A 19,707-nucleotide genomic window follows, 5' to 3' on the forward strand; every position below is an offset into this window, starting at 1 on the left:
CAATGCAGTATAAGAACGAAGTAGAAGCTGTTGATGCACTTCACCAATCTTTCAACAACATTAAAGCCGAAATAAGTAAGGTAGTAGTTGGACAGGATGACATCATAAAATCTGTTTTAATCGCCATTTTCAGTAACGGACATTGTCTGTTGGTCGGCGTACCCGGATTAGCCAAAACTTTACTTGTACAAACCGTGGCTTCTGTTTTAGACCTCGATTTCAACAGGATCCAGTTTACACCCGATTTAATGCCGAGCGATATTATCGGTGCAGAGATTTTAGGAGAAGACAGGCACTTTAAGTTTATAAAAGGGCCTGTTTTTTCTAATATTATCCTCGCTGATGAGATTAACCGTACTCCTCCAAAAACACAGGCTGCATTGTTAGAAGCCATGCAGGAGAAATCGGTAACCGCCGCCGGCCAGACCCATACTTTACCAAAACCATTTTTTGTTCTGGCTACACAAAACCCGATTGAGCAGGAAGGGACTTACCCTTTACCCGAGGCTCAACTGGATCGTTTTATGTTTAATATTCAGTTAAATTATCCTGCTTTTGCAGATGAACTGAACATTGTTAAAAATACCACCAGTAACAAAACTACGCAGCTGCAGAAAATTATCCATGCAGATGATATTCAATATTTCCAAAAACTGATCCGTGATATTCCCATTACAGATAATGTTTTGGAATATGCCGTTAAGCTGGCTGCTAAAACCCGTCCAAATAGCGAATTTGCTACCGAGGCCGTGAATAAGTACATTAGCTGGGGTGCAGGTCCGCGTGCTTCGCAATTTTTAGTGCTGGGCGCAAAATGCCACGCAGCAGTTACCGGAAAATATTCTCCGGATATTGAAGATGTAAAAGCCGTAGCAGAACCTATTTTACGTCACCGTATTGTGCGTAATTACAGGGCCGAAGCCGAAGGCTTATCAATCGAAAAAATCATTAAAGATTTATTGTAATAGAATCGTCATCTCGACTGAAACGCAGTGGAATGGAGAGATCTATCTCGATGTTAGATTTCTCGACTTCGCTGTGCTCCGCTCGAAATGACGGTAACTTTTAGGAGTTATTTACGTTAACGTGTCTGTCGCTCATATCGGCTTTTATGCGAATAAATTATTCCGCTAGTCGGGATTTGCAATCCCGTTTAACGAACTAAGGATTTGAAATCCTTTTATACACAGGTCGGGATTACAAATCCGACCAACATAAAAGTCTCAGGCAAACAATTACATTTGTTTAACGATGGAAGCCAATAATCTTACCGGTGCAATTGCTGCACTTATGGATGAATATAAAAAAGCGGTTGATGAGCTGATTGAAATAATTAAGCCAATCAGCCAGCAGCAGTTGCTTCAAACCATCGAACCAAAGAGTTCAAACCCTGATTGCATCTCAATTCAGGCCATTTTAACACACGTAAGCGCTTCGATGTTCAGTTATGCAGTTTATATCGAAAACTCCATTGGATTGGAAACTATCAGGCCAGAGCGCCTACAATTTGATCAGGTAGCATTTTATGTGTCAAGAATCCGGGAGGCATTAAAATACAATGAAGATTTTTTCATCAGAAACCCCAATATTGTAATGGAGGAGTTCGATCAATCCAAAAAAATCAATACCAGGTGGGGGCAACAGTATGATGTAGAACAGATGCTCGAACATGCCATTGTTCATATTTTAAGGCACCGGCGGCAGATTAAAAATGCGCTTGTTAATATGAAAAGCTGATTGGTCGAAAAAAATAATTTGCAATTTGTTGAAAATAAATATCTTTGCATCAAATTTACAGCAATGCTACGTCAATTACATATCCAAAAATCGCACTTTAGCCCGTCTTGTGGCATAAAGGGTTTGGGTATTAATTTAAATTTCCTTCCCAACCCTTAGCGTTTTTGCCATCATAGCATAAAACCAAAATTTAAAAAATCAATTAATTACCCATTTGCTAAGCAAAATACCGCTTAACTAATTAATGATATCCGTTATGGACATTTATACTACTGTAGAAGAGAAATATCTGCAGGCCATTGAAGAATTGCACTGGGGCGAGCTGCCTAAAGCACTTCAGTATTTTAATGAGCTCATTGCCTTCGATCCTGATTACGCCAGGGGTTATTTTCAATTGGGAGATATTTATCACGGGCGTTTTAAAGATTACAAAACTGCTGGTTATTATTACAAGCGCTGCACAGAGCTTGATGCTGATTTTCCGGATGTGTATGAACCTTATTTAAAGCTGGTAATTACCCTCAAAATGCATAAACTGGTAAAACAAATTGCCGATAAAGCTTTAAGCATTGCTGGTGTTTGCGAAGCCCATATTTATGAAAGTTTAGGTTTACATGCCGAGCAGCAACAGAATTTTACAGAAGCCGCGAACTATTTTAAAAAAGCAGAACTCTTTAATGCCGTTCAGGATGAACACAGTGCTTTACTTGAACATCAGAACCGCATTAAAAGCAAAATGAACAGCACCAAAAAAATGATTTATGATTTACAGGGATAAAGGGCTAAGCCTTTTATCCTTTTGCATTAATCGGCATTTTATCTTTTTATTTTAATTTTGTTATTATCTTTACCACACAATTACAAAGCATAAATTCTTAAATCAAAAATATTCGATATGTCAGCTCACGATTCACACGCGCCAGTTCAGCAAACTAAAGGCATTTGGGCATTACCATTAACGGCCTGGATTATTGTTTTAATCCTGCTTGTGGCTTTCACAAGACCAATTTTTCACCATGGTGAAGAAACTTCTTCGCACGAGAAAACTGAAGCACACCACACAGAAGCGCCTGAATCGCACCACTAGGCATTAGTAAAGATCAAACAAAAAAAGCGCTGATTTTCAGCGCTTTTTTTGTTTATTAGGTTTTCTTTTCTTACTGGTTGGTGTCACACCAACCAGCTAAACTTTCATTTCGGTCGGTGTGACACCGGCCGATAGGTTAAATTTGAGTTGATCACGCTCGTTTCCAAACGAGCGTGTAATAGCACGGCATTTTAAATGCTGTTTTATTTCGGTCGATAAGACACCAGTGATAGCTTAGTTATCCAACTGGCTCATAATATTAGGATAATCGGTAAGCACGCCATCTACACCTAAATCCATAAAATATTTAAGCTCTTTAACCGTATTCACCGTCCATGGAATAATTTTAATACCCATATCATGGCAGCGGTCAACCAGCCCTTTACCAACAAGAACGGAATAAGGACTATAAATAGTTGGTTTAAAACCTAATTTTTCAATATAATCTTCAAAAGGTTCTTTCTCATCAATGAGTAACGAAGTTTGTACTTTAGGGTATTTCTCATGCAGGTATTGAAGCGTACGCATATCAAACGATTCGATTATGACCCTTTTACTTAACTTTTTAGCATTAATTACCTCCATAATCAGATCTACAAACTCTGCGGGCTCAGGATGGAATTCATTATCGCCATTTTTAATCGTTTTGGTTTCAATACTGTACATCGGTTTAGCCAGTTTGTGTTCTTTCACATAAGCTTCGGCAGCATCTATGGTTTCCGAAAGCAGGGGTTTATAAGCCTTAAATTTCATCTGTCCCGGAAAACGGCTGTGCACCTTACTCCCCACATCGAACTTTTTCACCTGCTCGTAGTCCATTTTATAAATGTTGAAATTTTTCTGGTCTTTCAGGGTTATCGCTTTACCATTCGGCTGCAGCGAAATTTCGTTGTTAAAATAAGGCTCCTGCGAAAGTACCACCTGTTTATCTTTTGATATAACGGCGTCCATTTCCAGGGTAGCAACGCCTAAATCTAAGGCTTTCAGCATACCTTCGATGGTATTTTCGGGCATGATTCCCCTTGCGCCGGCTTTCCCCTGTATATCGAATTTTTTCTTTTGGGCCGAAACATTAAAAAAGAATAACGCGAGCGTAACGGATAGAAGTAATTTTTTATGCATGGGTTTTAAAAGTGAAATAGGCTGTGTTATTTGTCATTATTTTTTTTGAAGCGCAAAAATTGTGCTGTTTTTAATGTTTGTTCCCGCTTTGCGCTATATCTTTTCGCTGCGCTGCAAGGATACCGCTTCAATCGGGGCTAAACCCGAATGGTTGTGCAGGTAAATGCAAAATGCCGACATAAAAAAAGGGCCTCTTTTTATCGATAGCCCTCTTTAATTCACATTGTTGCTTTATCTTTCTGCAGGTACAAAAGCCTGTACTATTAAGTTCCAGCTGGCATCTGCTGCTTTTTCGTAAACAAAAACGTAGTTAAAACTTTCGCGCAAATCAGCTTTATAATCGATAGTTGCTACACCATAGGTATAAGCTAAATCGCTACCGATAGCTTTATCAACGCCAGTGGTTTTTAAATTAATTTTGCTGATCATACCGTTATAAAACGCAATAATTTTTCCTTTTCCATCAATGGCTTCATTACCCGGGAAAAGCAAACGTGCATCACTGGTTAAAAAACCACCAAATGCTGCAATTCCGTGCGTTTTAAGTAAAGTGTTTAACGTTTTTTCGGTTGTTAAGATAATATCTTTACCGGCTTTAATTTCTCTTTCGTTTAAGAATTTTGGCGCAACATGATCTTTTGGCTCCACAAACGATGGCGTAACACTGGCCAAAGGTTTATTGCTTTCCGTACCTAAATCGATTGCTAATTTCCATCTGCCGTTTTCCGGTTTCCAGATCGAAAGGTACTGACCATATTTTTTCTCTGAAGTTCCGATTTCGTACGGACCTGTAGTAAAACCTAAATCGCCGCTGCGAGATACTTTTGCCAGATTTGGCGTCCAGGTTACATCTTTTTCAGCACCTGACTTTCCAGTATAAAAAGTTTTTGCATTAACGGGATTTGGTCTGAATACTAATGTATTAGGGGATGAATAATCCAGATATGCTTCTTTATCTCCATTTTTGGCAATCGACTTAGCGAAATCCTTTTCAGCATTTACTAAAGATTTGGTTGTCCCGTCACTCTTTTGGGCAAAAGCACCTAAGGCTAAAAGCGAAGCTATTGCAGTTGAAAATAATTGTTTCATTATTAGTTTAGATAATATTATTTGGCGAATATAAAAGTTTCTTTGGTGTATGGTCTTAAAAATAATTAACAATTGCACATTGTTGCCATTTATTTTTCTCTGTAAATGGTTTCTAAAACCGTTTGTCCGGTGGCTTTTAACGTATTTTTGTCAATATTTGCTAAATTATCCAGTTGGGTGTGCCAGTTGATGTAAAAGCCACTGTTGTCGTTATAATGAATAATATCGATAGAAGGAACGCCTGCCTTATTCATCCAGAAATGATCATCTACCAGTTTTCCGCTCGGAATTTTGGTGAAATAAGAAGAGTAACCAATCTCATTCCCGATGTCCCAAACCTTATCGGCCACCGTTGGGGCAGCCTGGCGCGAAATTTCATCCTGGGTAAATTGAGCATTGCCACCACCAACCATGTCCAGGTTAATGCCGTACAAAGCTTTATAGCCTGAAGCAATTGCCTTTCTGGCCCAATATTGAGAACCTAAACACCAGGTGGTTTCGTCGGGTGTTTCATCATTTGCCTTGCCATAATCTTCTAAATCCCAGAGTACGAAATCTACCCCAACATTGGGCTGTTTTTGCTGAATCTGGCGCGCCATTTCTAAAATAACCGCTACACCGCTGGCGCCGTCGTTGGCTGCATCAAATGCTTTGGTGTGATTTGCCGGATCGGCATCCTGATCAGAAAAAGGGCGCGCATCCCAATGGGCTGTAATTAAAACCCTGTCTTTTTTACCCGGATTAAAAGCGGCAACAATATTTTTTAACTGAAAACTTTTACCATCGTAAGTTTTTGTTTGCGCTCCCTGTACACTTACTTCAGCACCGAACGATTTTAATTTGGCAACCAGATAATCTGCGCATTTCTGATGTGCAGCAGTACCCGGAATCCGTGGACCGAAATCAACTTGCGTTTTAGTATAGGCATAGGCACTATCCGCATTAAAATCGGGGGATGATAATTTTACGGTAGTCTGTTCTCCATTTTCATCATCACCTTGCTTTGTTTTATTTTGGCATGCCTCCAATCCAATTAATGCCAGAAATGGAAGTATCAGTAATTTTTTATTCATTTTTATTCTAACGGAAAATTATTTAAAGTAGTCTAAGGAATATCAATAGCTAATATTCCGAATTATTATTATGTTTTAATTATTCAGCATCGGCTTAAACCGGTTATCTTTATTTCTTAAATCTAAACCGCCTTCGTAAACAGATTTTAAATTAATCAGATAAAAACTCCAGCCGTTGTGACAGCCTAAGCGGATATTTTTTTTTGAATCATCATCTTCAGGAATATTCTTTTGGGTCAGTTCTACAACGGTGTACTCAAATTCTTCACTAAGTTTGATCTCAACCAGACAATTTCCGGCAAAAGTAAACTGAAAATAGTCTGTACCATTTGCTTCGGTTACTGTTCCGTTTTCGATGTCATCATAAAGGTACCAGATCCATTTGTATCGGTCTCCTTTGAGTGCATTCTGGTTTTTACTGAGCAATACATGATTCTCATCAGTGAAAAACGCATCGCTTAAAAACCATTTTTCAATTCCACCGGGCTTTGTCCAGGCGTTGTAAATGTCCTCAAGCTTTGCTTTAATGGCGATCCTGAGGGTGAATTTGGTCCAATCGAAGTTTTCCATTGGCTTCCTGATTAGTTAAACACTAAACAAACCGGCGCACCAACATCGATTCTTTTACCACTATCGGTTAATTTACCTGTGGTTTTGTTGCGGTTAAAAATAACAATGTTGTTGGTGTACTGATGTCCGATTAATAAGAATTTTCCGGTTGGATCAATTGTGAAATTTCTTGGTCCTTTGCCTAATGTACTTACGGTTTCAATAAATTTCAGCTTTCCGGCAGGTAAGATAGAGAATGCAGAAATGCTATTGGCATCGCCGCGGTTGGTTTCGTATAGGAATTTTCCATCTGCCGAAACGTGGATATCTGCTCCATCAACCTTGCCTGTAAAATCTTTTGGGGTCGTGCCAATCTCCTGGATTTTGGTTAGCGTTCCGTTTGCATAAGTAAAAGCTGTAATGCTGCCGTTAAATTCGTGTGCCAGATAAGCAAATTTTCCATTCGGACTAAAAGTAATGTGCCTTGGACCAGTACCTGCATTGGTTTTAAGCACTGATTTTATCGTTAATATTTTTTCTTTCGAAGTTGGGTTGTAGTTGTAAATATAAGTTTGATCTTCACCCAGGTCGTTGACAATTAAATATTTATGATCCGGCGTAAATTTTGTCATGTGTACATGAGCGCTTTCCTGTCTGCCTTTCGGATCAATGCTTTTTCCGGTGTGTTTAATCACTTGTAAAGCTTCCGTTAAAGAACCATCAGCTTTTCGTGCAAATACGGCTAAACTGCCACCACTATAATTGGCAACAATTACATTTTTTGCATCAGCCGTAATAAAACAAGGATCAGCCCCATGACTGTCAACGTTGTTTAAAAAGGTTAACTCACCTGTTTTTGCATCATATTTAAATGCACTTACCGTACTGGTTGCTCCGGTTTCATTAACGGCATAAATAAACTTGTTATCGGGCGAAACGGCAACATAACTAGGATTTGCCGTGTTTTTTGCAATACTTTTTATGCTTGTAGCGGCAGTTAATGCATCAAAGTTATAAGTGTAAATTCCTTCACTTTTCCCTGGTGCGGTGTAAGTGCCTACAATCAGATTGTAATTTGTTTTCTGGGCAAAAGTAAGGGTCGAAAATATAGAAAGTATGAGCAGTGAACTAAGTTTTTTCATGAAATATGGTATTGATTTTAACAAATATAAAGAAAGTTGGCTACGGAGGTACAGAAAACACGGAAAGATGTTTCTTAATTATTAGAGACTGATTCCAATGGATGCCTATGCGGTAACCTTTGTACTTTTTCTCTGTGCACTTGGTGGTAAAAAACAATAATAACAAAAAAGGCAGCCAACTGGCTGCCTTCAAATACTATTTTATTAAATGTTTAATCTGAACCAATTCATGTTCTTCAAGATAGCGCCATCTGCCACGAGGAAGGTCTTTCTTGGTTAAATTGCCATACACTACGCGGTCTAATTTTTCTACATTATAACCTAAGTGTTCAAAAATACGGCGAACAATCCTGTTTTTTCCACTGTGGATCTGGATACCGATTTCTTTTTTGGTTCCGCCTGTAACGTAAGAAATGTTATCAGGTTTAATTAAGCCATCTTCTAATTCTAAACCAAAAGCAATCTTATTTAAATCGCCCTGTGATAAAGATTTATCCAGTTCTACATTGTAAATTTTAGTGATGCCGTTTTTAGGATGAGATAATTTATCTGCTAAATCACCATCATTGGTCATTAATAATAAACCGGTGGTATTGCGGTCTAAACGGCCAACCGGGTAAATGCGCTCGCGACTGGCTTTATCAACCAGTTGCATTACTGTACGGCGTTCCTGTGGATCGTCGGTAGTGGTGATGTAATCTTTTGGCTTGTTTAATAAAACGTAAACTTTTTTCTCACGTTTTAGTAATTCTCCGTTGTAACGAACCAAATCCTTTGAAGGGTCAACTTTATGTCCCAGCTCGGTAATGGCTTCGCCGTTTACGGTAATAATACCGGCAATAATTAACTCATCGGCTTTACGACGGGAGCAGATGCCTGCATTTGAAATATATCTGTTCAGGCGAATTAAGCCTTTATCTTCATTTGTTTTACGGCCCTGGGTAATTACAGTGCGCTCGGGGCGGTTAAATTCTGTATCTCTTGGCTGTGCCTCCTCGCGTTTTCTAAACGGACGGGTGTCGCCTTCCCTTGGCTCTCTTGGTTTTACATCTCTAGAACTTCCGGCACTTGGCTTAAAATCGTCTGATTTACCTCTCGATTTGTAATCTTTGTAGCCACCCTCTCTAGGTTTGAAATCTCTCGATCCACCATCTTTCGATTTGAAATCGCGTTCTCCTGTTCTTGGTTTGTAATCTCTCGATCCGCCTTCTCTTGGTTTAAAGTCGCGGTCGCCAGTTCTCGGTTTAAAATCTCTCGAATCTCCATCCTTAGATTTGAAATCACGTTCTCCTGTTCTTGGCTTATAATCTCTTGCACCACCTTCTCTTGGTTTAAAATCCCTGTCTCCGGTTCTTGGTTTATAGTCTCTCGATCCACCTTTGAAATCACGGTCGCCGGTTCTTGGCTTGTAATCTCTTGATTTACCTTCTCTCGGTTTAAAACCGCGGTCTTCTGATGCTGCATCTTTTGATTTAAACTCGCGATCGCCGAATTTGAAACTTTGTGGCTCCGAATCTTTTGATTTGAAATCACGTCCGCCTGATCTTGGTTTGAAATCTTTTTTGTCTCCGAAAGATTTTGATTTGAAATCTTTGCCGTCTGCGCTTCTGGGTCTGAAGCCTTCTTTAGAATCGGATGATTTTTTGAATTTGCTGTCTTTGTCGTCTGATCTCTTTCTGTCAGACCCGGCCGAACTACTTCTGCCTTCTGTTCTCCGACTGCCTGGTTTGGACTTGTCATCCCGACTGTTCCTGTTGTTTTTATTTATCATGATACGCTTTTAACGCATTAAAAATGCGGGCTGCAAATTTATGAAAAAATGATGAACATAACAATTTTAAGAGCTGAAAAATCAGATAAAAAAATAGCCTCTAATATAGGGAAATTTGTCTGAAAATCAAAATTTAAAATCCACGTTTAAAGCACTTTAGAGGCCGATTTTCGACCTTATTTCTGTAACTGTTTGATAATGTGCTTATTATTTTTTACCTTTGCCAACGTTTTTATATAAGTTCACCAAAAAAAGGAGGAAAATGTTAAAGAAACACATCGTACCATTTGCGGTAGTGGCAACACTATTTATCTTGGCAAAAGTGTTCGCTTACCAAATGCCCTTAGCACAAAAAAGTCTTTTAAAAGAAGAAAAATTAAACACTACAATACCCAAATCTGATAGCGTTAAAGTAGAAAACGAGGAAACCCCTCAATCTTTAATGGCACAGTTGAATTTCGCGGAAGAAACCCTGCCATTAGGCGATAAAAAGGTAGAACGCAAAATGAAAAAAATTCTCGCAGCACACACTTACGGAAATACCCAAACCAATCGCCTGCATGCAAAAGCAGCAAAATGGTTTCCTGTAATTGAACCCATTCTCGCTGCTTACGGAATCCCCAATGATTTTAAGTATTTGGCTTTGGTCGAATCTGGAATGACTCAGGGTGTTTCTCCAAAAGGTGCAGCCGGAATCTGGCAGTTTATGCCCGGCACAGCCCGCAACTATGGTTTGAGGGTAAATGGGAATGTTGATGAGCGCTATAACCTGCGCAAATCGACCATTGCAGCCTGTAAATACATTAAAGAAATGTATAAAGGTTTAGAAAGCTGGACATTGGTAGCTGCGGCTTACAATGTTGGCGACGGACGCTTACGCAAGCAGATCGATAATCAAAATCAGGATAATTACTATAAAATGAGGCTTAACCGCGAAACCGGTGGCTATGTTTATAAGGTGATTTCTATGAAACAGATTATGGAACATCCGAAACGTTACGGTTACGCAAAACCGCGCGTATTATTGGCCTACAACGCCGAATAATATAATTAAGATAAAGACAAGCATTTGGTAAGGCGTCCCGGTTTAAATCGGGACGCTTTTTATTTACGGTGGTTTCACAGATTGTTGGATTACACCGATTTGTTTTGCTGATGGATATTGTTTACCACAAGGTTACTAAGGTACGGAGTTATTTTATGCGTTATGCTAACCAATAAACCAGTGGCCAATGAGCTAATGAACATTTAGCCACGGATGCACGGATTGACACGGAAATATTTTCTGCATTATGCTAACCAACAAACCAATTAACAGTTTTCAGTTGGCAATTTGCAGTTAGAAGTTTGCAATTCACAGTTAACCAATTAACCAATTGAAACAATTAACCCATTTTCAGTTACCAATAAACTAATGACCAATGAACGATTGAACTATTGAAACCAATTTCCTTTCTTTGCAATATGTTCAAACTGCGCATCAATAAGATCATCAATCAACCGGGTGATAATATTACCTTTCAATTTGAGGAAGTAGATCAATATCCAAAATATTTGGCAGGACAGTTTTTGTCGCTGGTTTTTCAGGGGCAACATAAAGAGGTGAGAAGATCTTATTCTTTTAATAGTTCGCCGGATGTGAACGAGCCTTTGGCCATTACGGTGAAACGGGTGGAGAATGGAGAGATCTCGAGGTTTTTGCATCATAAAACTTCGGTAAACGATGTTCTTTTTGCTCAGGAACCGCAGGGTTTGTTCAGTTATTTGCCTGAAGAAAATCTGGAACGGGATCTTTTTCTTTTTGCCGCTGGTGTGGGTATTACGCCATTGTTCTCGATTATGAAAACAGCTTTGGTACGCGAGAAAAAATCTTTGATTACATTAATATATAGTAACCGGTCGAAAGAGGAAACTTTGTTTTATGATGAACTGATCGGATGGCAACAAAAATATCCTGACAGGTTGAAAATTGTCTGGATTTTTAGCAACAGTAAAAACTTAATGACAGCCAGGCTGAATAAATTCTATATTGAGAAATTAATCAAAGAACATTTACATTTCGATAGGGATAATGCGCTGTTTTATAGCTGCGGACCCATCATTTACATGGATTTATGCCGGATTACCTTATTGGGCATGGGTTTCGATATTACACAGATTAAAAGAGAGACTTTTGTACTGCCGGAAGATGAGGTGGATGAAGATGATAGTTCTGAAAAAATAGTCGATAAAAATACCTATTCGGTTATTTTAAATTTCAAAGGAGAATTGTACAATCTTGAAGTGCCATGGCCAAAGCGGATTTTAGATGTTGCGCTGGAAAATAAAATTAAACTTCCTTATAGTTGTCGGGGTGGTGTATGCAGTACCTGTGTGGCAAATTGCACCAAAGGTGCAGTTAGGATGGATTATAACGAAGTGCTTACCGATGATGAACTGGAAAGGGGCCGGGTGCTGGTTTGTACAGGGCACCCAACGGAAAATGGAACGACGATAGAGTGGTAGGGTTAAGAAAATTATATTATTTATTAACGCTGCTAACGGTTGTTATGTAAAAAGTTTTGCAGGCAGAGCTTTGAGTAATATGTATTATGTCGTTTTGCATTCATGTTTTTTTTTGCATTTCTCGAATGCCAGAGCATTGGTGATCGGTCTTTTTTGTTTGGTTATATCTTTGTGCACTAAATCTTTTTATTAACTATTTTTTAATCTTTTGGCAGCAATATCTATTTGGTTAATAAAATCTTTTTCTGCTTTTGAAAGATCATTTTTTGTTTGTTCCTTGTATTTTTCATACTCTTTGTGAGCTTTATCTAATGCTTTTTGATGGCTAATACTTCCTGCATTGGTTAGAATGTCATTACCTGTCATTGTTAAAAAGTCGTCTAAACGGTTTATCCAATCAATCATATACATTGGCTTTCTGTTTAGTGCCTGCAATTCGGCTAGTTCTAAATAAGCAGTTACCATTCTATTGAGTAATTCCAGTTCTTTTTCGTTCAAATAGTTTTTGGCAATTTCTATTTCTTTTTTTGTTGGCTGTTCACCTTTAAAATTGGTTAAGCCTAAATTAGGCTTTTCAGCATCAATTCGTTTGTAAATGGTTTCGGCTGCAGTTTCTCCATGTGCTGCCCAATGCATTTTATTTTGAACCGTTTTAAAAAACAGCAAAGACACTTCTGCATTACCATCATAATCTATGCTGGTTGCATAAATATCGAGAACCTTACGCCAAAATATTTTTTCAGATGAACGTATATCTCTGATACGAGCTAATAGTTCATCAAAATAATTACCTCCACCTGCTTCTTTTAAAAGCTCATCATTCATAGTAAAGCCTTTTACTATGTATTCTTTTAGTCGAGTAGTTGCCCATTGCCTAAACTTAGTCCCCTGTAAACTTTTTACCCTATAGCCTACCGAAATGATCACGTCTAAATTGTAATAATTGGTAGGTTTGGTAGAAAAATCGGAATTTCCGATTTTTCTCGAAGAAGCATTTTTTTCCAGTTCTCCTTCTTTGTAAATATTTAGAATATGCTCGTTAATGGTTGATTTTGCTTTTTGAAATAACTCTGCCATTTGCTCAATTGTCAACCAAACAGTTTCATTCTCTAAGCGGGTTTGAATTTTGGTTTGCCCGTCTTCTGTTTGATATATGATTAATTCAGAATTCATTTTAGTTGTTTTTTCTTATTTAAATTTATACGTTTCAATTTTCGTTCGGTTTGGAAAATACGGTATGTAACGTCTATGGAATTTGCGAAGATGGCGATTTTTAGTATAAAGTTGAAGTGGAGAATTGATGTTTAATTACCCGCAAAACCATTTCTCTAAAAATACAAAACCGTCGCCTCATTATCAGCGTTTATCTGGTATGACGAAAACTTTTTTTACGCTTATCATCTGCCTGATCTGTTTACAATCCTTTGCTCAAGATTCAATAGCCGTAAAAAGAGAGTTTGCGAATAAAGAATATATTCATCTGTACAAAGAAAATGCCGATTTAGCCTATACGGCGCCGGGTGGGGAATTGGGCGCACCCTCTAAATATGTCATTAACGGGCGGCTCACCACCACTTATATGCTTTTTGGTAGTTATAAATCGCCCATTGCTTTTGCCATTATTCCTGATTTTACCGTTCGTGTGCGAACAGAATTTTCGGCTGCGGTGCGAACGCCGAGTTACCGTTTGGGCGGAGCGCTTTATGCGAGGTTAAATCCTGATCCCGATCATTATAAATATGCCGAGCTGGCTTTTACCCACCATTCAAACGGTCAGGATCAGTCTGCTTTTAATCCCGATGGAACAATTAACACCCGCACCGGAAATTTTAATGCAAATTATTTAACGCTTTCTTATCGCTTTGGAGATTTTACACCTGTTAATACAGATCAAAGCTATTATTCTTTCAATCATCGCGTCGGTTTGCAGTGGTATAAGTTTTTCAGATATGAGCCTGCGCTAAATGAGGGTTTTGGATTTACAAGAGTGTTGTACGGTTTCTCCTGGCGAAGGTATGATGAAATCGAAAAAAATGCCCGGAATAAGCAAAAAGTAAAAACCGAAAAAGAAACCTGGCGTTTAAATACCGAGTTATCTTATGCCGTAAATAAAATTCCATCGAAAAATTTTGCCAGTATTCAGAAGAGGCTTAATGCTGAAATCAATTTCAATTATAGCTTCCCTTTTATGAACAATGTGTTTCTAATGGCGGCGGTAGGCTATTATGGCGAAGATAATTACAATATCTATTTTCAGGATCATTACAGTTATGTGCGCTTTGGCTTATCATCTGGTTTCCTTAGAAATAGAAGCCGACATTATGACAATTAATAGGTAATACAGATTGGTTTTGACTTTCTTTTTGATAAAATTTTTAGCATTTTTGCGGATTGAAATCCGGTCTTTTTAAAGGCCTGGTTTTGGCCCCAACTTTAAATAAAATATGAGCAATAAATCTATCGACCTCGGCGAGCAAAAAGATGTAGAAGTATATGGTGCGAGGGTACATAATTTAAAGAATATAGATGTTAGTTTTCCGCGCAACGAGCTTGTGGTAATCACGGGTTTAAGTGGCAGCGGTAAATCATCATTGGCTTTCGATACCATTTATGCCGAAGGTCAGCGCCGGTATATGGAAACATTTAGCGCTTACAGCCGCCAGTTTATGGGAGGCATGGAGCGCCCGGATGTAGATAAAGTTTCAGGATTAAGCCCGGTTATTGCCATTGAGCAGAAAACCACCAGCAAAAATCCGCGCTCAACCGTGGGTACCATTACCGAAATTTACGATTTTATGCGTTTGCTCTACGCCCGTGTAGCCGATGCCTATTCGTACAATACCGGCGAGAAGATGGAACGCATGAGTGAAGATCAGATTCTGCAGAATATCTTTAATAAATTTGATGGAGTTGCTGTAAATATCCTCGCACCGGTGGTTAAAGGTAGAAAAGGGCATTACCGCGAACTTTTTGAGCAAATCCGCAAACAGGGTTATGTAAAAGTGCGTGTAGATGGAGAAATAAAAGATATTACCGCTAAAATGCAGGTAGATCGTTATAAAATCCACGATATTGAAGTGGTAATCGATCGCCTGATTATTGATGTAAAGGATAAAAAACGCCTGCTCGATTCGTTACAAACCGCGATGAAAATGGGTAAAGGCGTAATCAAAATCAGCGATAAGGATAATAACGTAGCCCACTTTAGTAAGTTTTTGATGTGCCCAACTACGGGTATTTCTTATGATGAGCCACAACCAAACAGCTTTTCGTTCAACTCGCCTTATGGCGCCTGCGAACGTTGCGATGGTTTGGGCTATATTTTCGTAGTGGATAAAGAATCAGTGATCCCAAATCCAAAACTGAGCATTTTAAACGGTGGTTTGGCACCTCTTGGCGAATACCGCGATATCTGGATGTTCCAGGTGTTAAAAGCTTTGGCTAAAAAATACAGTTTCTCGCTTTCTACGCCGATTGAAAAATTAAGCGACGAGGTAATTAACATCATTTTAAACGGTTCGCCCGATCTGATCAAGGTTGAGGTAGAATACAATAAATGGAACGTTCAGAATTATAACATCACCTTCGATGGTATTATTAAAATGCTTGAAGAGCAGAACGAAAAAAGAAGCGAATCAGCATCTGATGATATGGACGAATTCAGGAAACTGAAAACCTGCCCGGAGTGTCATGGTGCCCGTTTGAAAAAAGAAAGTCTGCATTTTAAAGTAGATGGCAAAAACATTTTTGAGCTTTCATCGATGGATATCAATAACCTTCATCAGTGGTTTGAAAAAGTTGATGAACGTTTGTCTGACCGTCAGAATATTATTGCCAAAGAAATTTTAAAGGAGATTAAAGCGAGGATTGGCTTTTTAACCGATGTAGGTTTAACTTATTTAACTTTAGATCGGACTGCCCGCACACTTTCAGGTGGCGAGGCGCAGCGTATCCGTTTGGCCACACAGATTGGTTCGCAGTTGATGAATGTAATGTACATCCTCGATGAACCGAGTATTGGTTTGCATCAGCGTGATAACGAACGGTTAATCAATGCACTTAAAAATCTTCGCGATCTTGGAAATACCGTTCTGGTGGTAGAACATGATAAGGATATGATTTTAGAGGCTGATTGGGTAATTGATGTTGGTCCGGGTGCAGGTATCCACGGGGGTACGGTTGTAGCCGAAGGAACTGCTGCACAGATCCTGAAATCAAATACTTTAACTGCCGATTATTTAAATGGCAAAAAACAGATTGAAACCCCAAAAGTCCGCCGGAAAGGCAACGGACATAAATTATCACTTATTAAAGCAACCGGACATAACCTGAAAGAGGTTTCTGTTGATTTTCCTTTAGGTAAATTTATTGCAGTAACCGGAGTTTCGGGCAGTGGTAAGTCGAGTTTAATTACTGAAACTTTATACCCGATTTTAAACCATCATTTTTTCAGGGCCAAAAAAACACCTTTGCCTTACGAAAAAATCAATGGTTTAAAAGAAATCGATAAGGTGATCGAAATTGATCAGGCGCCGATTGGCAGAACGCCACGGTCAAATCCTTCTACCTATACCGGGGTCTTCTCTGATATCAGGAATTTGTTTGTGCAGTTGCCCGAAGCAAAGATTCGTGGCTACAAACCAGGCCGTTTTTCTTTCAATGTAAAAGGTGGCCGTTGCGAAACCTGTCAGGGTGCGGGTTTAAAGGTTATCGAGATGAACTTTTTGCCCGATGTACAGGTACCTTGCGAAGAATGTGGCGGAAGAAGATATAACAGGGAGACGTTAGAAGTTCGTTTCCGTGGAAAATCCATCAGTGACGTGCTGGATATGAGTATTGAAGATGCCTGTAGTTTCTTTGAAAATATTCCGATCATTTACCGGAAAATCAAAACCTTAAAAGATGTTGGTTTGGGTTATATCACTTTAGGGCAATCGTCGGTTACCTTATCGGGAGGGGAGGCGCAGCGTGTAAAACTGGCCACAGAACTTTCGAAAAAAGATACCGGAAAAACTTTTTATATTTTGGATGAGCCTACAACAGGACTTCATTTCGAAGATATTAATGTGCTTTTAGGTGTACTGCAGGAGCTGGTTGATAAAGGAAATACCATTTTGGTGATCGAACATAATTTAGATGTGGTTAAAGTTGCCGATTGGGTGATCGATTTAGGTGAAGAAGGCGGCGCTGGCGGCGGAAGAATTTTATTTGAAGGCACACCCGAAGGTTTAATCCAGAATCCGATTAGTTTAACCGGAAAATTTTTGAAAAAGGAAATGGAGTGGATTCCGCAAAACGGAAAGTCCGAGGTCGGGAGTCGGGAGTCAGAAGTTAAAGTGCCGAAGAAAAGCACAGCTAAAAAGAAGAAGTAGTTTGAAGTCGGAAGTCCGAAAGACCGAAGTCGGAGGTTTAATTGTCTAATCCATCATCCATTTTACATCATCCATCAAAAAATGATTTTCACCGATACCCATACCCATTTATATTACGAGCAGGATGCCGAAAAACAGGCGCAGCTAATGGAGCGTTGTTTTGAAAACGATGTGAACCGTTTGTTTTTGCCTAATGTTGATGTAAAATCAATTGTGATGATTGATGACCTCATGGCGAAATATCCTCAAAACTGTTTTGCAATGGCCGGCCTGCATCCCTGCGATGTAAAAGAAGATTATTTGACGCTGCTGGATGAAATTTACTCGAGTATTGCCGGACGAAAAATCTATGCCATTGGCGAAATCGGGATCGATCTGTATTGGGATAAAACCACGTTGGCTATTCAGCAGGATGCTTTCAGGAAACAGATTGCCTGGGCAAAAGATTTAGGTTTGCCTATTGTGATCCATTGCAGAGAGGCTTTTGATGAAGTTTTTGAAGTACTGGAAAGCGAACGCGATGAAAAACTCCGTGGCATATTCCATTGCTTTACCGGAAATTTGGCTCAGGCCAGGCAGGCGATTGATCTTAATTTTTATTTAGGCATTGGTGGGGTAGTAACCTATAAAAAGGCAGGTTTGGATCTGGTATTGGCAGATATCCTTTTAAATAACCTGGTTTTAGAAACCGATTCGCCTTATTTAGCACCTGTTCCTTTCCGTGGCAAACCAAACGAGAGTAGCTATCTGGTTTATATCGCGCAAAAGCTGGCAGATATTTATGGTGTTTCTGTTGAAGAAGTTGCAAATGTAACTACTGAAAACTCGAAAAAGATTTTTGGAGTATAGAATTTAGTCCGGAGTCATTAGTCTGAAGTCTTTAGTCAATCCAGCCACTTCGTCATTTCGACCGAAGAGAAGCGTAGTGGAGAAATCTGCTGAGTATCTATAATGCAGGATAATGATATTGTTGATTTCTTGTATCGCAAAATATCGGCAATAATTTTATTATTTTGGTAAAATAATAACTTTTTTTAGCTTTTTTATTGCTATTTTGAAAATCATTCCTGATCATTTCTAAATTTTTAGTTTCTTTGTGGTGAGCAACCTTCACTAAACCAAATGACCAAAATACTTATTATCTATACCGGTGGCACCATCGGTATGGTTAACGACCCTACAAACGGAATGTTAATTCCGTTTGATTTCGAGCAGATCAAAGAAAACGTACCCGAACTGGGTCGTTTAGATTACCAGTTAGATGTACACTCTTTCAATCCGGTTTTGGATTCATCAAATATGGATCCTGAAATATGGAAAACACTGGCCGAATTGGTTTATAACAAATATGACCAATACGATGGCTTTGTGATCCTCCACGGATCTGATACCATGGCCTTTACCGCTTCGGCACTGAGCTTTATGCTCGAAAACCTGGATAAACCTGTTGTATTAACCGGATCGCAATTGCCAATCGGCGAAATCAGAACAGACGCTAAAGAAAATTTAATTACTGCTTTAGAAATTGCTGCCACCAAAGAAGATGGCAAAGCATTATTCCCGGAGGTTTGCATTTATTTTGACGCACAATTATTCAGGGGTAACCGTTCCATTAAGTACAACAGCGAAAAATTTGAGGCTTTCCGCTCGCCAAATTACCCTGTCCTTGCAGAGGCCGGAGTACATTTACAGTTTCACAGAAATTATATTTTAAAAGCTACCGGCGGTGAGTTAAAATTACATACCAATTTTAATTCGAACATTGGTGTGCTTAAACTATACCCGGGAATCACCCCGCAGGCTGTTCAGGCCATTACCGATTCGAAAGTAGATGCCATTATTTTAGAAACCTTTGGCTCAGGCAATACCTCCACCGCACAATGGTTTCTGGATAGTTTGCGCCAGGCCATTTTAAATGGAAAAATCATTATAGACATTTCTCAGTGTAAAAAAGGTTCAGTGCAGCTTGGCCGTTACGAAACCAGCAGGGAATTGTTAAAAATGGGTATAGTAAGCGGCTACGATTTAACTTTCGAGGCAACCGTAACCAAACTGATGTTCGTAATGGGCTTAGGTTTATCAGTTGAAGAAAGCCGTAAACTGATGGATGAATCGTTGAGAGGGGAGCTGACAAAGGATTAAACGCTGGTCGGAATTTGTAATCCCGTCTCTTGAACTAAGGATTTCAAATCCTTAAAACCAGTTAGGTCGAGATTGCAAATCTCGACCAACGAAGTGAATCATTGCAGGGGAGAGCTGA

The 19,707-nt window shown here is 39.1% G+C and carries 17 protein-coding genes; 10 read left to right on the forward strand and 7 right to left on the reverse strand.

The genetic code is table 11. From position 1 onward, the window contains the following. The first annotated feature begins 2 nt into the window (after window positions 1-2). The 4 genes from ACTJKC_RS11695 to ACTJKC_RS11710 all read left to right on the forward strand — a co-directional run bounded on the left by ACTJKC_RS11695 (window position 3) and on the right by ACTJKC_RS11710 (window position 2,824). Window positions 3-965, forward strand: coding sequence for an AAA family ATPase (locus tag ACTJKC_RS11695; protein ID WP_440792086.1), 963 nt, complete (start codon window positions 3-5; stop codon window positions 963-965). 286 nt (window positions 966-1,251) lie between these two features. Then, complete coding sequence (locus ACTJKC_RS11700) at window positions 1,252-1,737, forward strand: DinB family protein (protein ID WP_440792088.1); 486 nt, start codon at window positions 1,252-1,254, stop codon at window positions 1,735-1,737. A 256-nt stretch (window positions 1,738-1,993) separates the two neighbouring features. Beyond that, the gene (locus ACTJKC_RS11705) at window positions 1,994-2,515 is read left to right on the forward strand and encodes a tetratricopeptide repeat protein (protein WP_440792090.1); all 522 of its coding nucleotides are present in this window, start codon (window positions 1,994-1,996) and stop codon (window positions 2,513-2,515) included. A gap of 117 nt (window positions 2,516-2,632) precedes the next feature. After that, a complete protein-coding gene (locus tag ACTJKC_RS11710) occupies window positions 2,633-2,824 on the forward strand; it encodes a hypothetical protein (RefSeq protein WP_025144195.1) in 192 nt (63 codons plus the stop codon). 234 nt (window positions 2,825-3,058) lie between these two features. Here ACTJKC_RS11710 and ACTJKC_RS11715 read toward each other — a convergent pair whose 3' ends face one another. The 6 genes from ACTJKC_RS11715 to ACTJKC_RS11740 form a co-directional block, all read right to left on the reverse strand. Then, window positions 3,059-3,946, reverse strand: a complete 888-nt coding sequence (locus tag ACTJKC_RS11715) for a glycerophosphodiester phosphodiesterase family protein (RefSeq protein WP_440792092.1) — start codon at window positions 3,944-3,946, stop codon at window positions 3,059-3,061. 231 nt (window positions 3,947-4,177) lie between these two features. Beyond that, a complete protein-coding gene (locus ACTJKC_RS11720; protein ID WP_440792094.1) occupies window positions 4,178-5,035 on the reverse strand; it encodes a nuclear transport factor 2 family protein in 858 nt (285 codons plus the stop codon). Window positions 5,036-5,124: 89 nt separating this feature from the next. Further along, window positions 5,125-6,108: a M28 family peptidase gene (locus tag ACTJKC_RS11725; protein WP_440792096.1), complete on the reverse strand. Its 984-nt coding sequence runs from the start codon at window positions 6,106-6,108 to the stop codon at window positions 5,125-5,127. Window positions 6,109-6,183: 75 nt separating this feature from the next. Continuing rightward, entirely contained in the window at window positions 6,184-6,678 is a 495-nt protein-coding gene (locus ACTJKC_RS11730) for an SRPBCC family protein (RefSeq protein ID WP_440792098.1), read from the reverse strand. Window positions 6,679-6,689: 11 nt separating this feature from the next. Continuing rightward, the gene (locus ACTJKC_RS11735; RefSeq protein ID WP_440792100.1) at window positions 6,690-7,799 is read right to left on the reverse strand and encodes a lactonase family protein; all 1,110 of its coding nucleotides are present in this window, start codon (window positions 7,797-7,799) and stop codon (window positions 6,690-6,692) included. A 196-nt stretch (window positions 7,800-7,995) separates the two neighbouring features. Continuing rightward, complete coding sequence (locus tag ACTJKC_RS11740; protein ID WP_344853479.1) at window positions 7,996-9,570, reverse strand: pseudouridine synthase; 1,575 nt, start codon at window positions 9,568-9,570, stop codon at window positions 7,996-7,998. Between the two features lie 262 nt (window positions 9,571-9,832). Here ACTJKC_RS11740 and ACTJKC_RS11745 point away from each other — a divergent pair, with 262 nt between their 5' ends. Both ACTJKC_RS11745 and ACTJKC_RS11750 read left to right on the forward strand, forming a co-directional pair. Continuing rightward, window positions 9,833-10,615 (forward strand): lytic transglycosylase domain-containing protein, encoded by a 783-nt coding sequence (locus ACTJKC_RS11745; protein ID WP_344853478.1) that lies wholly within the window; start codon window positions 9,833-9,835, stop codon window positions 10,613-10,615. Between the two features lie 419 nt (window positions 10,616-11,034). Then, a complete protein-coding gene (locus ACTJKC_RS11750; RefSeq protein WP_440792103.1) occupies window positions 11,035-12,075 on the forward strand; it encodes a 2Fe-2S iron-sulfur cluster-binding protein in 1,041 nt (346 codons plus the stop codon). A 189-nt stretch (window positions 12,076-12,264) separates the two neighbouring features. Here the strand turns inward: ACTJKC_RS11750 and ACTJKC_RS11755 are convergent, their stop codons facing one another. Beyond that, complete coding sequence (locus ACTJKC_RS11755) at window positions 12,265-13,248, reverse strand: virulence RhuM family protein (RefSeq protein ID WP_440792105.1); 984 nt, start codon at window positions 13,246-13,248, stop codon at window positions 12,265-12,267. Window positions 13,249-13,447: 199 nt separating this feature from the next. Between ACTJKC_RS11755 and ACTJKC_RS11760 the strand changes: the two genes are divergently transcribed. The 4 genes from ACTJKC_RS11760 to ACTJKC_RS11775 all read left to right on the forward strand — a co-directional run bounded on the left by ACTJKC_RS11760 (window position 13,448) and on the right by ACTJKC_RS11775 (window position 19,589). Beyond that, a complete protein-coding gene (locus ACTJKC_RS11760; protein WP_440792106.1) occupies window positions 13,448-14,407 on the forward strand; it encodes a hypothetical protein in 960 nt (319 codons plus the stop codon). Between the two features lie 112 nt (window positions 14,408-14,519). Continuing rightward, on the forward strand, window positions 14,520-17,447 hold the full coding sequence (gene uvrA / locus ACTJKC_RS11765) for an excinuclease ABC subunit UvrA (RefSeq protein WP_440792108.1): 2,928 nt from the start codon (window positions 14,520-14,522) through the stop codon (window positions 17,445-17,447). 81 nt (window positions 17,448-17,528) lie between these two features. After that, window positions 17,529-18,296, forward strand: coding sequence for a TatD family hydrolase (locus tag ACTJKC_RS11770; protein WP_440792110.1), 768 nt, complete (start codon window positions 17,529-17,531; stop codon window positions 18,294-18,296). Between the two features lie 273 nt (window positions 18,297-18,569). Beyond that, window positions 18,570-19,589, forward strand: a complete 1,020-nt coding sequence (locus ACTJKC_RS11775; RefSeq protein ID WP_344853472.1) for an asparaginase — start codon at window positions 18,570-18,572, stop codon at window positions 19,587-19,589. Window positions 19,590-19,707: the final 118 nt, after the last annotated feature.

This window comes from Pedobacter sp. 22226 (assembly GCF_052045455.1).
In the GTDB taxonomy this organism is placed as follows: Bacteria; Bacteroidota; Bacteroidia; order Sphingobacteriales; family Sphingobacteriaceae; genus Pedobacter; species Pedobacter jeongneungensis.

Bases quoted from the DNA above. Each gene is read 5' to 3' on its own strand.
- ACTJKC_RS11770 (WP_440792110.1), top strand. From the start codon at position 17,529: ATGATTTTCACCGATACCCATACCCATTTATATTACGAGCAGGATGCC.
- ACTJKC_RS11725 (WP_440792096.1), bottom strand. From the start codon at position 6,108: ATGAATAAAAAATTACTGATACTTCCATTTCTGGCATTAATTGGATTG.
- ACTJKC_RS11710 (WP_025144195.1), top strand. From the start codon at position 2,633: ATGTCAGCTCACGATTCACACGCGCCAGTTCAGCAAACTAAAGGCATT.
- ACTJKC_RS11705 (WP_440792090.1), top strand. From the start codon at position 1,994: ATGGACATTTATACTACTGTAGAAGAGAAATATCTGCAGGCCATTGAA.
- ACTJKC_RS11760 (WP_440792106.1), top strand. From the start codon at position 13,448: ATGACGAAAACTTTTTTTACGCTTATCATCTGCCTGATCTGTTTACAA.
- ACTJKC_RS11715 (WP_440792092.1), bottom strand. From the start codon at position 3,946: ATGCATAAAAAATTACTTCTATCCGTTACGCTCGCGTTATTCTTTTTT.
- ACTJKC_RS11700 (WP_440792088.1), top strand. From the start codon at position 1,252: ATGGAAGCCAATAATCTTACCGGTGCAATTGCTGCACTTATGGATGAA.
- ACTJKC_RS11730 (WP_440792098.1), bottom strand. From the start codon at position 6,678: ATGGAAAACTTCGATTGGACCAAATTCACCCTCAGGATCGCCATTAAA.
- uvrA (WP_440792108.1), top strand. From the start codon at position 14,520: ATGAGCAATAAATCTATCGACCTCGGCGAGCAAAAAGATGTAGAAGTA.
- ACTJKC_RS11745 (WP_344853478.1), top strand. From the start codon at position 9,833: ATGTTAAAGAAACACATCGTACCATTTGCGGTAGTGGCAACACTATTT.
- ACTJKC_RS11740 (WP_344853479.1), bottom strand. From the start codon at position 9,570: ATGATAAATAAAAACAACAGGAACAGTCGGGATGACAAGTCCAAACCA.
- ACTJKC_RS11750 (WP_440792103.1), top strand. From the start codon at position 11,035: ATGTTCAAACTGCGCATCAATAAGATCATCAATCAACCGGGTGATAAT.
- ACTJKC_RS11775 (WP_344853472.1), top strand. From the start codon at position 18,570: ATGACCAAAATACTTATTATCTATACCGGTGGCACCATCGGTATGGTT.
- ACTJKC_RS11695 (WP_440792086.1), top strand. From the start codon at position 3: ATGCAGTATAAGAACGAAGTAGAAGCTGTTGATGCACTTCACCAATCT.
- ACTJKC_RS11720 (WP_440792094.1), bottom strand. From the start codon at position 5,035: ATGAAACAATTATTTTCAACTGCAATAGCTTCGCTTTTAGCCTTAGGT.
- ACTJKC_RS11755 (WP_440792105.1), bottom strand. From the start codon at position 13,248: ATGAATTCTGAATTAATCATATATCAAACAGAAGACGGGCAAACCAAA.
- ACTJKC_RS11735 (WP_440792100.1), bottom strand. From the start codon at position 7,799: ATGAAAAAACTTAGTTCACTGCTCATACTTTCTATATTTTCGACCCTT.